The sequence below is a fragment of the Arthrobacter sp. TMN-49 genome (assembly GCF_054511095.1).
Map to the genome: position 1 here is coordinate 76,895 of NZ_JBTNDH010000008.1, position 14,101 is coordinate 90,995.

Annotated in this window: 11 protein-coding genes; 7 read left to right on the forward strand and 4 right to left on the reverse strand. The window is 62.8% G+C overall.

The window, feature by feature from the left end; translation table 11 throughout:
* The first annotated feature begins 182 nt into the window (after window positions 1–182).
* From ACX80E_RS05495 to ACX80E_RS05515, 5 genes are all read left to right on the forward strand, one after another.
* Window positions 183–1,706 (forward strand): SulP family inorganic anion transporter, encoded by a 1,524-nt coding sequence (locus ACX80E_RS05495; protein ID WP_459300901.1) that lies wholly within the window; start codon window positions 183–185, stop codon window positions 1,704–1,706.
* Between the two features lie 155 nt (window positions 1,707–1,861).
* Window positions 1,862–2,422 carry a Dps family protein gene (locus tag ACX80E_RS05500; protein WP_459300902.1) on the forward strand — a complete coding sequence of 187 codons (561 nt, stop codon included), beginning with the start codon at window positions 1,862–1,864 and terminating at the stop codon, window positions 2,420–2,422.
* 8 nt (window positions 2,423–2,430) lie between these two features.
* On the forward strand, window positions 2,431–3,249 hold the full coding sequence (locus tag ACX80E_RS05505) for an SDR family oxidoreductase (RefSeq protein WP_459300903.1): 819 nt from the start codon (window positions 2,431–2,433) through the stop codon (window positions 3,247–3,249).
* A 235-nt stretch (window positions 3,250–3,484) separates the two neighbouring features.
* A complete protein-coding gene (locus ACX80E_RS05510) occupies window positions 3,485–5,194 on the forward strand; it encodes a C1 family peptidase (RefSeq protein WP_459300904.1) in 1,710 nt (569 codons plus the stop codon).
* Between the two features lie 42 nt (window positions 5,195–5,236).
* On the forward strand, window positions 5,237–5,527 hold the full coding sequence (locus tag ACX80E_RS05515) for a protease inhibitor I42 family protein (RefSeq protein ID WP_459300905.1): 291 nt from the start codon (window positions 5,237–5,239) through the stop codon (window positions 5,525–5,527).
* 12 nt (window positions 5,528–5,539) lie between these two features.
* Here the strand turns inward: ACX80E_RS05515 and hrpB are convergent, their stop codons facing one another.
* From hrpB to ACX80E_RS05530, 3 genes are all read right to left on the reverse strand, one after another.
* Window positions 5,540–8,170, reverse strand: coding sequence for an ATP-dependent helicase HrpB (gene hrpB / locus ACX80E_RS05520; protein ID WP_459300906.1), 2,631 nt, complete (start codon window positions 8,168–8,170; stop codon window positions 5,540–5,542).
* A 5-nt stretch (window positions 8,171–8,175) separates the two neighbouring features.
* Window positions 8,176–8,499, reverse strand: a complete 324-nt coding sequence (locus ACX80E_RS05525) for a putative quinol monooxygenase (protein ID WP_459300907.1) — start codon at window positions 8,497–8,499, stop codon at window positions 8,176–8,178.
* Between the two features lie 191 nt (window positions 8,500–8,690).
* Window positions 8,691–9,371, reverse strand: coding sequence for an MBL fold metallo-hydrolase (locus tag ACX80E_RS05530; RefSeq protein WP_459300908.1), 681 nt, complete (start codon window positions 9,369–9,371; stop codon window positions 8,691–8,693).
* A gap of 100 nt (window positions 9,372–9,471) precedes the next feature.
* Here ACX80E_RS05530 and ACX80E_RS05535 point away from each other — a divergent pair, with 100 nt between their 5' ends.
* The gene (locus ACX80E_RS05535; protein WP_459300909.1) at window positions 9,472–10,404 is read left to right on the forward strand and encodes a threonine/serine dehydratase; all 933 of its coding nucleotides are present in this window, start codon (window positions 9,472–9,474) and stop codon (window positions 10,402–10,404) included.
* Window positions 10,405–10,527: 123 nt separating this feature from the next.
* Entirely contained in the window at window positions 10,528–12,441 is a 1,914-nt protein-coding gene (locus tag ACX80E_RS05540; RefSeq protein ID WP_459300910.1) for an HNH endonuclease signature motif containing protein, read from the forward strand.
* 105 nt (window positions 12,442–12,546) lie between these two features.
* On the opposite strand, the gene ACX80E_RS05545 is transcribed toward ACX80E_RS05540, so the two are convergent.
* On the reverse strand, window positions 12,547–14,088 hold the full coding sequence (locus ACX80E_RS05545) for a flotillin family protein (RefSeq protein WP_459300911.1): 1,542 nt from the start codon (window positions 14,086–14,088) through the stop codon (window positions 12,547–12,549).
* Window positions 14,089–14,101 lie beyond the last annotated feature (13 nt).

Genomic DNA, 14,101 nt, shown 5'->3' on the forward strand with positions numbered 1-14,101 from the left:
GCCCGTTGGCGGTTCAAGACGAGCCTGTTGCGCCTCTCATTCGCGCGATCTACCTGGTGCGCAAGTAGCTCCTGGGCAGTGAAGGGGGCGACGCCATACATAGCCCTGCGCACAGATGCGCCAACCCTCACCATATTTTGTCACTGAGCGCTTGAGCGCTCTCATTTCGAACGGAGCCACCAATGGCCACGAAGACGACGGCGGAACACCCAGTTCTGGCACCGGAAGAGCGACAATCCGTACTCCGCACCCTCAAATCTCCCCGCCTGCTCAAAACTGAGGTCCTGGCCGGTCTCGTGGTGGCCCTGGCTCTGATCCCCGAAGCCATCGCCTTCTCCATCATCGCCGGCGTCGATCCCCGCATTGGACTCTTCGCCTCGTTCACCATGGCAGTGTCCATCGCGTTCCTTGGTGGCCGGCCGGCCATGATCTCCGCAGCAACCGGTGCCATCGCCCTGGTCATCGCGCCCTTGGTCAAGAGCCACGGCGTGGATTACTTCGTTGCCGCCGTCATCATGGCCGGAATCTTCCAGATCATCCTGGCTCTGCTGGGTGTGGCCAAATTGATGCGCTTCATTCCCCGCCAAGTCATGGTCGGGTTCGTCAATGCCCTAGCGATCTTGATTTTCATGTCCCAGGTCCCGGAATTGCTCGGTGTCCCCTGGTTGGTATATCCACTCACAGCCTTGGGCTTGCTGATTGTGTTTGGCCTGCCAAAAATAACAACAGCCATCCCGGCTCCCCTGGTGGCCATTGTCGTCCTGACCGTCATCGCCGTCGTTGCGTCCTTGGCCGTTCCCACCGTGGGCGACAAGGGAGATCTGCCTGACAGCCTCCCGTCACTGTTCGTGCCGAACGTGCCGCTGAACGTTGAAACCTTCCAGATCCTCTTCCCCTACGCGCTGGCCATGGCCTTCGTCGGTCTGCTGGAGTCCCTGATGACAGCAAAACTCGTCGACGACGTCACGGACACCCGTTCCAATAAGACCCGCGAGACCTGGGGGCAAGGGACGGCGAACATCATCACCGGCTTCTTCGGTGGAATGGGTGGCTGCGCCATGATTGGCCAGACCATGATCAACGTCAAGGTCTCCGGTGCCCGAACCCGCATCTCAACGTTCCTGGCGGGTGTTTTCTTGCTGATTCTGGTGGTCGTGTTGGGCGACATCGTTGCGCTGATTCCGATGGCCGCGCTGGTGGCCGTGATGATCTTCGTGTCAGTGGCCACCTTCGATTGGCACAGCATCAAACCCGCAACCTTGCGCATGTTGCCCAAGAGCGAAACCACCGTCATGTTGGCGACAGTCATCTTTACGGTGTGGACCCACAACCTGGCGATCGGGGTGGGTGTTGGGGTACTCACAGCCATGGTTCTGTTCGCCAACCGGGTGGCCCATCTGGTCACCGTGGAGCGGAGCATCCAGGAGCACTTCGGGGAACAAATTGCCAAGTATGAGGTCAACGGTGAGCTCTTCTTCGCCTCGTCCAACGACCTCTACACCCAGTTCGAGTACGCCGAAGACCCCAACCATGTCGTCATCGACCTGTACAACTCCCACCTCTGGGACGCCTCAACTATTGCGGCGCTGGATGCCATCAGCGCAAAGTACGAGAAGTACGGCAAGACTGTCGAGATCGAGGGCTTGAACACTGCCAGCCTAAAAATGCATGAACGCATGGCAGGGAAACTCGGAGCTGGGCACTAGCCAGCACCCGGAAGTTCGGCGTTCCAACTGACCTGGCACCGAACACCTCTAGACCTTCTTGGTAGATATGGCTACCGTGAGAGCAGATCGGGCACGTGCCGGTTCTGCGAAACAAGGTAATGGCTAACGAGAGCGCTGACGCTAAGGAGTTTCACATGGTTGTTAAGAGGACAGCTCACGCGGGATACACGGTTCCTGGCTTGACACTTCAGGATGGCCACAAGGTGGGCCTATTGCTCCAAGCAAGGCTCCACGCCCTCAACGATCTTCAGCTCACGCTCAAGCACGCACATTGGAATGTGGTGGGCAGGGACTTCATCGGGGTGCACGAGATGCTTGACCCGCAAATTGATTTGGTCCGTGCCATGGTGGATGAGACGGCCGAGCGCATTGCTACCCTGGGGGTCTCCCCCAACGGCCTGCCCGGCGCCTTGGTCAGCACCCGGACCTGGGATGACTACGCCATTGGGCGGGCAGGCACGGCAGCACACCTTGCGGCTCTCGATGTGGTCTACAAGGGCTTCCTCTCCAGTCACCGCAAGACTCTGGCCGAAGTCGCCGAGCTTGACCCGATTACCGAGGACATGCTCATTGGCCAATGCGCCCAATTGGAATTGTTCCAATGGTTCATGCGCGCCCATCTTGAGGACGACGACGGCGAACTGCTGACAGGTCGCGCAAGAACTGAACGCTCCGCCGCCAAGAAGGCAAAGTAAAAGCGGCCGTGACGGATTCCGCAACAGGTTCTGCCTATCCTAGGACGGCCATTGTTACAGGCGCCGATCGCGGTATTGGCAAGGCCATAGCAATCGCCTTGGCGCGGGACGGGTTCGACGTCGGATTTACCTGGCATGACGATGAAGTCGGCGCCAGGGACACCGCGGCAAGCATCGAGGCGTTGGGTCAGCGTGCTGCCTCGCTGTGGCTGGACACCACCGAATTGGCCAGCTGCGCCCCCGCCGTGGAGGAGCTGGCCGCCGAGCTGGGATCGTTGGGGGTCTTCGTCAACAATGTTGGCGTGGGGCTGACGTGCTCGGTCGTTGACACGGCGTATGAGGACTGGCAGCGCATCCTTGACACCAATCTCAACGGAGCCTTCCTGTGCCTGCAGGCAGCGGCCAAGCTGTTGATTGCCGCTGGTTCCGGTGGGCGGATAGTGGTTGTCACCAGCATCCACGCCCACCAGCCCCGGTTTGGCTTCGGGGCGTACTGTGCCTCGAAGGCTGGCCTGAACGGGTTGGCGATGACCCTTGCCGTGGAACTCGCCGGACACGGCATCACTGTCAATGCCGTGGCCCCGGGCGAGATTGCCACTCACTTGAGCCCCAGCGAGACGCGGCACCCGCATGAGATTCCACGCCCCGGCATCCCGCTGGGCCATGCCGGGGCAGCGGAGGAGGTGGCCGGCGTCGTCGCTTTCCTGGCCTCCCCCGCCGCCAGTTATGTCACGGGTGCCAGCTGGGAGGTCGACGGCGGAATGGCCCAGATGGGTGCCCAGGCCAGTTCGCATCTGGCCTCCCATGACTGGCGACAAGCGACCTAGACGGGCACCTCCTAGGGAGATTAGGTGGGCACCTTGTCCTTTTGGCTAAACACTGGCCAGTAGCATAGCCCCGCCCGCAGCGCAGATCTAACATATGCAGTGTTGAATGATTTGCGTGCGGGCGGGGCTCCTGGGGGAGAAACGGGAGGCCCGGCGAGGTGGCCTGCGGGGCGCCCCACCCACAATTTCTTCATGACGGAACCCATGCACTTTGCGGTCCGTGTGGGAGGGCCGCGTGCTCACGGAGGGCACCACCATGGCCACTTTGGATATTCGCGCACTATCGGCAAACCTTATCTCGGCAGAGGCTCGTTGGAGCCCCCGCATCACGCCCCAATCGCTGCTCAGTGACGAAGGCAAGAAGGCCCTTTTGGGCGTCATTTTCACCCCGGCCGACGTCGCCATGCGCGCGGCAGGACCCCAGGCGGCGGCGGGGCTGGCAGCCGCGGCCTTTGCCCAGGAAGTTGACTGGCGCAACAAGAACGGCAACCACGTCACAGCAGTGCGGGACCAGCAATATTGCGGATCTTGCGTGTCGTTTGCCTGCACGGCAGTGGTTGAGTCCATGGCCTCCATTGAGCACGGACAGCTCCTTGACCTCTCCGAGGCCGATTCACACTTCAACTCCAGCCATGGCCCGTCCTGTGGCGGCTGGAATTCCAATGCCTGCATGGCACAGCTGCAGGCCCGGGGGCAGGTCAGTGAGACGGCATTGCCGTACTCGAGCGCCTTTGACAGTCCGCCCGTGATCGATCCGGCCACGAATCTGTGGAAGCCGTATGTGCGCCCCACTCCGAACCGGGCCGACAGCCAGGTCACAATCACCAACTACGGTTTGATCGGGGACATCAACGAGCGCAAGAACTACCTGGACAGCACCGGCCCGTGCGCCGCATCCTTCGACGTCTACGACGACTTCTACAGCTACGCCACCGGTGTCTACCACCACGTCACGGGCAACTACGTTGGCGGGCACTGCGTTGAGGTGATCGGCTACTCCGAATCCGAGCAGTGTTGGCTGGTGAAGAACTCATGGGGCACCGGTTGGGGCATGTCCGGCTACTTCAAGATCGCCTACGGGCAGTGCAACTTTGACGTGTACGCCTTCTCCACAGCACGGGGCGTGACGCTGCCGCCCACCCACGGCTGGAGCGGCTTGGAGTCCCTGGGCGGGATCCTTACCTCCAAGCCCAGCGCCGTCTCGTGGGGGCCCAATAGGATCGACGCCGTGGCCCGCGGCACCGACTCGGCCATCTGGCACAGGTGGTGGGACGGCTCAAGTTGGAACGGTTGGGAGTCCCTAGGTGGCGGCTGCCAGAGCGGCCCGGCCATCTGTTCCTGGGGTTCCGGGCGTCTGGACATGTTCGTGGTGGGCACCGACCACCAGCTGTACCACAAGTGGTTCGGTGGCAGTTGGAGCGACTGGGAGGCCCTCGGCGGCTTGCTGTCCTCCGACCCTGCAGCGGTCTCGTGGGGACCGAACCGGATTGACGTGTTTGCCCGCGGCATGGATTCGGCCATGTGGCACCTGTGGTGGGACGGCAGCAGCTGGGGTGGCTGGGAAAGCCTGGGCGGGGTGTGCGACTCCGCGCCAGCCGTTGCGTCCTGGGGTGACAACCGGCTCGACACCTTTGTCAAGGGCACGGACAGCCAGCTGTACCACCAGTACTGGGCAGGAGCGGGGTGGAGCGGCTGGGAGGCTCTGGGCGGATACGTTGGTGGCGACATCTCGGCTGCTTCGTGGGGACCCGACCGGATCGACATGTTCTACCCCGGTGCCAGCTTCAACATGATGCACAGGTGGTGGGACGGGGCATGGAGCGCGGAGGAGAACCTTGGCGGCTTGTTGTCTTCCGGAACCGGCGTGTCCACCTGGGCGCCCGGCCGGCTCGACACGTTTGTGGAGGGCACGGATTCAGCCATGTGGCACAAGTGGTATGCCTGATGCGGGCCTTGACATGATCGTGCCAAGGAGGAGAGTTGAGCGGTGATCACAGTCCGGGCAGGTGAGTTGTTCAGTGTTGAGTTCCGGGCCACCCCGGCCACTGGCTATCAATGGTCAGTGGCCCGGGTGCCGGCCGGGCTTGAGCTGGTGGACAATACCTTTGCCCCGGAACGACAGCTTGCCGATCCTGCGCTGGTTCCGTCCCCCGGCACGCAGAAATTCCATTTCATGGCCACTGAGCCCGGACGCAAGGAAGTGCTGTTTGTGCTCAAACGTTCCTGGGAGAGCCAATCGATCCAGGAGCGCACCGAGGTTGTGGACGTGATGCCCTAAGGATGGCCACCATCACATGCGCTTCTTCACCTTCGCCGTGGCGGGTGCGCTCCACGGGTCTTCGGGCCAGGGGTGCTTGGGGTAGCGCCCACGCATCTGTGCCCGCACCTGGGCGTAGGGGCCTGACCAGAACGACTGCAGATCATCCGTCACGGCGAGGGGCTGCCTGGCCGGCGAGAGCAAGTGGAAAAGCACCCGCACCCGGCCGTTGAGCAGGAGTGGCGTTTCGGCGAGGCCAAAGCATTCCTGCAACTTCACGGCCACCACGGGTGGGCCGTCACTTGCCACGTCCGGATAGTCAATCTTGATCCGTGAACCACTGGGCACGGCAAGAGTTTCAGGCACCAGCTCGCCCAGTTGCGAGGCCTGCGGCCAGGGCAGGAGCCGCCGCAGGGGGTCGGTGAGGGAAAGGGCCGACAACGCCCGGCCGGCCGCGACGGCTTCAAGCTCCGGCCCCAACCAATCATGCAGGCTTGCCAGTAGAGCCGCATCGCTGACATCGGGCCACGGCTCCCCCAATTCACGGTGCAGCAAGGCCAACCTGCGTCGCAGAGTCCCGGCCTGTCCGCTCCAAGACAGCATGCCCACACCATCGCGGGCCAACGCGGCGGACACAGCGTCACGCCCCTGGGCAGCGGAGGCCTTAACAGGTGTTGAGGCGAGCACTATGGACCCCAGTCGACGCTCCCGGCGCGCAATAACCTTGCCATTGTTGAACTGCGCCACCACCGAATCCTGGAGCAGGTGAGCCGCCACCTGCCCCGCGTTGTGCTGGCTCAAGGGGGCAGCGGCACGGATGATGGCACCCGTACCTGCGGCATCGCGCCCCTGGGCCCGGGCAACATCCGCCACAGCCAACCAGTCGTGCCCTGCCAGGGAGCTTCCGGCCGGCAAACCGGCACGGGTTCCCGAGGAGAGCAGGTATTGGTTCCCCGGTGCGTTTTCGACCAGCCGGGCGACCCTGTCCGGGAACGCCAACCCCACCACGAACCCCACCACATCGGGCGCGTCAACTGCTGTTGCGCCCCTCGAAGCGCCGGGGGTGGCTGCGCCGTGCTTGCGGGCGAGCTGTTCCATGCGGCGCACTTCCTGGTCCCAGCGGCGGGCTCCGGGGTCACGCCCGGTCCGCAGTGACTTCAACAAGGCCGTCAGGTCTGCGCCCGGGGCCCTGTTGTCCCCGGCCACCAAAGCAACAATCTCGGCGGCCACCTTCGGGCCAACCGCAGCGGCCCCGTCTAAAAGCGCCCTGGCCAGGCGCGGCTCTGCCGGGATTGCCGCGAGCGTCTTGCCCACGGTTGTTGCGTGGCCCTGGGCGTCCAGTGCGCCCAGTTCAGTCAAAACCTCAATGGCTGAGGCCATCGCCGGCGCTGGTGGAGCGTCCGGAAGCAGCAGTCCTTCCCCCGCAGGGGCGCCCCAACAGGCCAGGAGGAGGGCGGCAGTACTGAGGTCCGCCACGGCAATCTCCGGCATGGGGTGGGCGGGGGCTGCCGCAAACGTTTTCTGGTCGTAACAGCGCACGACTGTGCCCGGACCGAGACGGGCCGCGCGCCCTGCACGTTGCTCCGCCGAGGCGCGTGATGACGTCACTGTCACTAAGCCGCTCATGCCGCGTGCCGCATCACGCCGGGGCTCCCGTGACAAGCCAGAGTCAATGACCAGGCGCACCCCGGGGACGGTGAGCGAGGACTCGGCCAGCGACGTTGAGACGATGATGCGGGGAGAGCCGCCCGGTACCCTGGCCGAAACGGCTTTGTCCTGCTCGCGTGCAGGCACCTGGCCGTGCAGTTCAAGGATTTCGGTGCCGGCACAAGTACGCCTCAGGCGGGAGGCAATGTGCCCCACTTCCCAGACGCCGGGAGCAAAGACCAATGCGTCAACTGCGGGGTTCTTGGCCACGGACGCCGCGTGCGCCGCGGCGGCGGTATCGGCCACATGGTCCAAGAAGGCGCGGGAAATGCCGCGCTCATCCACCCTTGGCATGGCTGCCGGTGCCCACCTCACCTCCAGTGGGTACAGCGCTGAGGGGCAGTCGACTACGGGAGCCGGGGGTCCGCCGTCGTCCCCCAACAGCCGGGAAAACCGTTGGGCATCAAGGGTTGCCGACATGGCCAGCAGGGTCAGATCGCCGCGCAGTTGCCGCACTTCGGCCAACATGCCCAACAAGAGGTCAGTTTCCAGCCCGCGTTCGTGAACTTCGTCGAGGACCACGGCGGCTACATCTTCCAGCCCGGGGTCACGCAGCAGGCGGCGCAAAAGAATTCCGGGGGTGAGGAACTCGACGATAGTTTCCGGGCCCGTGTGGCTTTCGCCGCGTACCGTGTAGCCAACTTTGCCGCCAAGGGCGCTGCCGTCTAGGGTCGCCAGCCGTTTGGCTGCTGACCGTGCAGCCACCCGCCTCGGCTGGGTAATGAGAATCTTCAGTGTGGGATGGCCGTGATGCAGCACATTGGCCACTAGGGGCGGCACCAACGTGGTCTTTCCTGTGCCGGGAGGGGCCTGTACTACGGCAACGGCACCGTCCGGCTGCGCGCGCGTCAGGACGTTCGCCAACTCGGGCAGAGACTGGGCAAAGACTAGGCCGTGCCCGAGTGTGGCAAGGCTAAAGGGGCCGCTTGGATACTCCACGGCGGCCGTGTTGGGCATGTGGATTAGCCGATCTGCAGCTCGCCCATGGCATCCCAGGAGTCGCCGTCGACCTTGCGCGAGACGATCTTGGGGGTGGCGACCAGGACCGGCCGCATGGCGTCAAGGCCGGACTTGAAGTGCGCGCTGGAGACGTGGGAGCCGGCGGCGGCGTCATCGAGGAACGCTTCCACCAGGACAAACTCGTTGGGGTCCTCAACGCTGCGCGACCAGTCGAACCAGAGGTTGCCCGGCTCGGCGCGGGTTGATTCGGTGTACGGATCAACGAGTTCCATAAACTGCTCGGCGGATTCGGGCTGGACCAAAAATTTCACAACAATAAAGTACATTGACTAAGCCTAGCGCCCGAGGGGCCCCGAACGAGCGGAGCGAGGTTGGGGAGGGGGCTAGGCGCTAGCGCCCGAGGGGCCCCGAAGCGTGTCCACCCCATGCGAACGGGGAGCAGTGGTTGATGTTTAACTCAAACATCGACCACTACTGTACTTTCGATTCATCTGCGGCCGGGAGGGCGCTGGTTCAATTACCAGCCGCGCTCTCGCCAGACTGGTAGCGATGCGCGCTCTGCACCCAGAGTTGTTGCGTCACCGTGGCCTGGCAACACCACGGCGTCGTCTCCATAGCTGTCAAAGAGCCGTTCCTGCACGTCATCCAAGAGCTGGGTGAAACGCTGCGGGTCCTGTTCGGTATTGCCAACACCGCCGGGGAACAAGGAGTCTCCGCTGAAGATCAGCGTGCACGGAGCCAGCTCGGACCCGCCGTGGAGCACGTAGGCGATGGAGCCCGGTGTGTGGCCGCGCAAATGCACTGTGGTCAGCTCTATGCCATCAACTGCCATCGTGTCGCCGTCGCCCAACGCGCGGTCAGTGTCGACGCCGCATTCGGCGGCAATCCCGGCGACGTCGTCGGCCCCGGCAGCCGTCGCTGCACCGGTCTGGGCCACCAATGCTGCCAAGGCGCGCACGTGGTCCCAGTGCTGGTGGGTGGTGGCAATCATGGCCACGAAGGTGGGGGCACTTGAATCCGCTGCGCCGTCGTCCAGGAGTGCGTTGATGGCCGGCAGATCATCCGCGGCATCTATCAAAATCTGGGCGCCGGTGGCTTTGGCAGTGATTAGATAAACATTGTTCGCCATGGCGGAGACGACCGCGCAGCGCACTGTGTGCTGTGGCAGGTCATGGATCAGGGTGGAATCAAGAGTCATGAATCCACCCTAGCCTCTGGCGATGGACAGGGTTCGACTCGCCTTCGCTGCCCGCTATAGCCTTGGGTGAATCTCTCCGCCAGCAAAAGAAAGCCATTGAATGATCACCCGTGCAGACGTTGACCAGGCAGCTCTCCGGATTGACGGACTGGTGCGCCAGACACCTGTCATGAAGCTAGATGCTGGCCACTCCCCCGGTGACGTCTGGCTCAAATGCGAGTTTCTGCAACACACAGGCACGTTCAAGGCTCGTGGCGCCTTCAACCGGGTGCTTGGCTGCCAGGAGCGCGGGGAACTGAACCCCGAGGTGGGCATCGTGGTGGCTTCCGGTGGCAATGCCGGGCTGGCGAACGCCTATGCGGCGTCCGCGGTGGGCGTCCCCGCGACTGTTTATGTGCCGCGCAGCGCGCCCGCTGTGAAGGTCGCCAAACTGCGCAAGGCTGGCGCCACTGTGGTGTTAGAAGGTGCGGAATACGCTGAAGCTTATGAGGCTGCCGTGGCTTTTGCTGCCGAGACTGGTGCGGTCTACTGCCACGCTTACGATCAACCGGAAATTGCGGCGGGGGCCGGGACCATCGGCCTAGAGCTGCTGGATCAGCTGGGCGGCATTGACACGGTGATTGTGGCCGTGGGTGGCGGCGGGCTTATGGCCGGCATTGCTGCAGCGTTGGAGGGACACGCAACAATTGTTGCGGTGGAGCCGGAAAATGCGCCAAGTTTGCACGCGGCCCTGGCTGCTGGCCAGCCTGTGGATGTTGCTGTGTCAGGTATTGCCGCAGATTCGCTGGGCGCCCGCCGGATTGGGGCCATCGGATTTGACGTTGCCGTCCGGACGGGAGTGCAAAGCGTGCTTGTCAGTGATGAGAGCATCAGTGCGGCAAGAATATTCTTGTGGGAGAACTACCGGATTGCGTTGGAGAATGGCGCCGCCGCGGCCTATGCAGCCCTGGCGTCGGGAGCGTATGTGCCGGCGCACAATGAACGTGTGGCGCTCATTCTGTGCGGTGCAAACACCGATCCGTCAGGGTTGTAGGACGCGGCGGCTGGGAATCTTCAGCGGAGTCTCTTGCTTGGAACGCCGAATCAGTACAAAGATTCTAGAATATATATTCTAAAATGTCTTCCATTTATGCCATGCGGCGTCTAGAATTGGCGTATGGGCACAGTTAATTGGCCCGGCAAGAAAAGGGTTTCCACCCCTTCCGGACAGCTATTTCTGGATCAGGCCCCCGACCACTGGTCGGAGGCCAACGACGGCGGACGTGCCGCTTCCACCGATTTTCCCTCCGCTTCGGATTGCCCTCCTTCATCCTCTGATACTTGCGCGGTCACCGTTGCCGGCGGTTCCAGCAGCTCCGATGATTTCCTTGTGGATACTGAATTGGCCGAACTGATGGCCAGTGATCCTTTCGCCGATGACCCCCGTATGAAAAATGTGACCTGGGTAGGCCCATCCCGGACGATCTCTGTGGATGAATGGGCCACGCTGGCAGGCACCGGATCCGCCGCAGGCGGCCCAGGAGCTTCCGCAAGTGGGCTGCTTTCCTTGGATGGCATCCGAACCGATTCCATGGTGAAAGTGATCAGGGCCTCGGTTCCTGACCATCCAAAGGCGCCAAGAAAGAACAATCCTGAAGGTGTGGCATGGACACCGGCCGCTGGCGCAGAGGCGTTGGCGCGGCTGGAGCTGGACACGTTGACCGACAACGACTTGCTGGACTACATACACGCGGCGAACCGATTGGCGGCGTTTGCCCAGGCCATGGAGATGGCGGCGCTGACCGAGTTCGCTACCCGCCGACCGCCCATGAACGAGGAAACACCCAGAGACCAGCACCCTGAAGTTTCCCTGTGGGCCGCAGGGGAACTCATGGCCGTGTACGCGATCAGTGCGGGCACTGCCCAGCATCGCCTAGAAGACGCCGCAACGTTGGCAGCGTTGCCATCCACCGGGGCACTGTTCAGGGAGGGGCTTTTGGACGAGACCCGGATCCGCGCCATCCGTCGCGGCCTGGAAAACGTACCCGAATCCCTCTTCCCGGTGCTGGAGCCACTGTTCCTGCCCGGGGCATCCCGAATGAATCCGGCCGGGCTGACCCGCAAGATCCGGAGATTGGCAGAAAAGCACAACCCCGAATCGCTCACCGAACGTTTTCACAGGGCCCGCGTGCAAAGAAGGGTCTGGTTCACGCCACTGCCCGATGGCATGGCAAAACTGGGCGTCATCCTGCCCGCCACACCCGCCCTGGCCTTGTTCCAAACCTTGGAAACATGGGCTTTGCAAGCCCAGCGTGACGGCGCGCCATCTACCGCACTGACCCCCACCGGGCGGCCCTCCCGCAGCCTGGACAACTACCTGGCCGACTGCTTCCTGGACCTGATTCACCAAGCCTTTTTACACCCCGCCACCACCTGCGCCAACTGTTCCTGCGACAGCCGCATCAGCACCAACCAATCCAGCAACGGCTACTCCAGTCACAACCCGGAACAGGCCCCCAGAGAATCGAATGGCGCGGTTGACGATTCCTGGTTCCAGTCCCGCATCCCGGCGAAGGTCAGTGTGAGCATCCCGTTTCTGACCTTGCTGAACGACTCCGATAAGCCGGGCATGCTCGAGGGCTACGGTCCCATCCCGCCCGAGCAAGCCCGGGAATTAGCTGCCGGAGCAACCTCGTGGCACCGGATTCTTACCGACCCAGAGAAAGGCACCATACTGAGCATCGGCCGCCAATCTTATAAGCCCCCGGCGGATATGGTCCGGCTTGTCAGGCTCAAGGACCCAGTATGCACCGGTATAGGCTGCGACGCGCCCTCACGATCCTGCGAGATCGACCACACCATCCCCTTCCACCAAAGCCGCTACAGCCCCGACGGCACCCTTCTGCCAAAAGGTGATACCAGCATCGAAAACCTGCGTCCCCGCTCAAAGTACTGCCACCGCCTCAAAGACGACCCCAGCACGGGATGGACTGTTGAGCCTAGCGGCGTTGGTATCACCAAAACCACCACTCCCACCGGCCGTGTGTACCTCCACCCGCAGAACGAGGAAGACCTCCCGGCGCCCTTCTAGCTCCACCAACATTCCACGTACAGCGTTAACGGACAGCGGCGACCCACCCCAGGTGAGCCGCCGGCGTGTTACGCATGTAGGCCGGGCCGCGCATGTAAATAGTCTCTAGTGCGTGGATTCCGGCTCGTCGTTAACGGCTCCGTTGTCGGCAGCCCGTGTGCTGCTGTGAGTGGCAACGGGCGCTGTCACGTGGCCAGCCGCAGGAACAGCAGGCGCACCGGCCATCATGCCCTGCAGGAGGCCGATGATGTCCAATCCTGTGGAGTCCTTGATCAGCTGAGTTGTTTGCTGAACGCCCGTGGAGACGTTCTTGCTCAACTGACTGGCGCCGTCGTTGGAGACAACAGTCATGTTCTTAATGGCGGACATGGGCGCCGCGACTTCACGGGCCATGGCCGGGAGAACTTCCAAGACCTTGCTGAGGATGGCTGCCTCATTGAACTTCTCGTAGGCTTCCGCCTGGGCAGCGATACCGGCTGCTTCTGCCACGCCCTTGGCCTCGGTGGACTGGGCTTCCGCCTGGCCCAAGGACTTGATGACGGCTGCGTCGGCGCGACCCTTGGCCTCGATCACAGAGGCTTGAGCAGTACCACGGGCGGTGGCGGCAGCGGCGTCTGCTTCGGCCGCCACCTTGTCACCCTCGGCTGTGAGCTTGCGCTTGGCAAGTTCCACGGTCGCCTCGATTTCAGCGGCTTCTGAGGCCCGGCGGCGTTCCTCAAGCTTGGCGTCCGCCTGCTGAATGAGCCGGTACTTTTCTGCGTCGGCCGGCTTGCGCACCTCGGTGTCAAGCTCCTTTTCACGGAGCTCGGCACGGCGCAGGGCAACCTGCTGATCACGCAGAATGACCTGCTCTTGCTGCTCGGCGGCGGCCAAGGGGCCGGCCGCATCAGCGCGGGCCTGGCGGGCGTCGGCAACTTCCTTCAGCTCGGCCCGCTTGATGATCAGCTGCTGCTGGGCAAGCGCCACTTGCTCGTCGGCCAGGGCCTTGGCCTGTTCGGCCTCCTGCAGGAACCTTGCCTCGGCAATCTTGGCGTTCTTCTCCGCCAACGCCGCCTCGGGACGGCCAAGGTTGAGCAGGTAGCCGGTATCGTCATCCACCGACTGGATCTGGAAGGTATCAATCTCCAGGCCCTGATTGTGCATTGAATGCTCGGCCTCCTCCTTCACGCTCTTGGCGAAGGAGGCGCGGTCCTTGATGATCGATTCCACCGTCAAGGTGCCCACAATGGAGCGCAGGGATCCGGAGAGCGTCTCCTGCGTGTAGTGATCAATGGCGTCCTGCTGATTCAGGAAACGCTGGGCGGCCTTGCGCACCGAATCGGCGTCGCCACCGACCTTCACCTGGGCCACACCCGTGAGGTGAAGCTTGATTCCGTTCATGGAAATCGCCTCAATCTTCAAGGAGACCTGCCGGGAAGCCAGCGACAGCGGATAGGCGCGCTGCGTAAAGGGGTTGATGAATATGCGACCAAAAACCACACGCTGGCTGTTCGGATCGGGTTGGTTCTTATTGTCCTTGGAGGAAATAACAAGCGCCTGGTCCGGGCTGGCAATATGCAATGCCATTCTGGAAATCACCGCGGCAATGATGACAATCACCACCAGCACGCCTAGTCCAATAATCCAGGGAATGAGGGTCATTAACATGAGACCTTTCGGG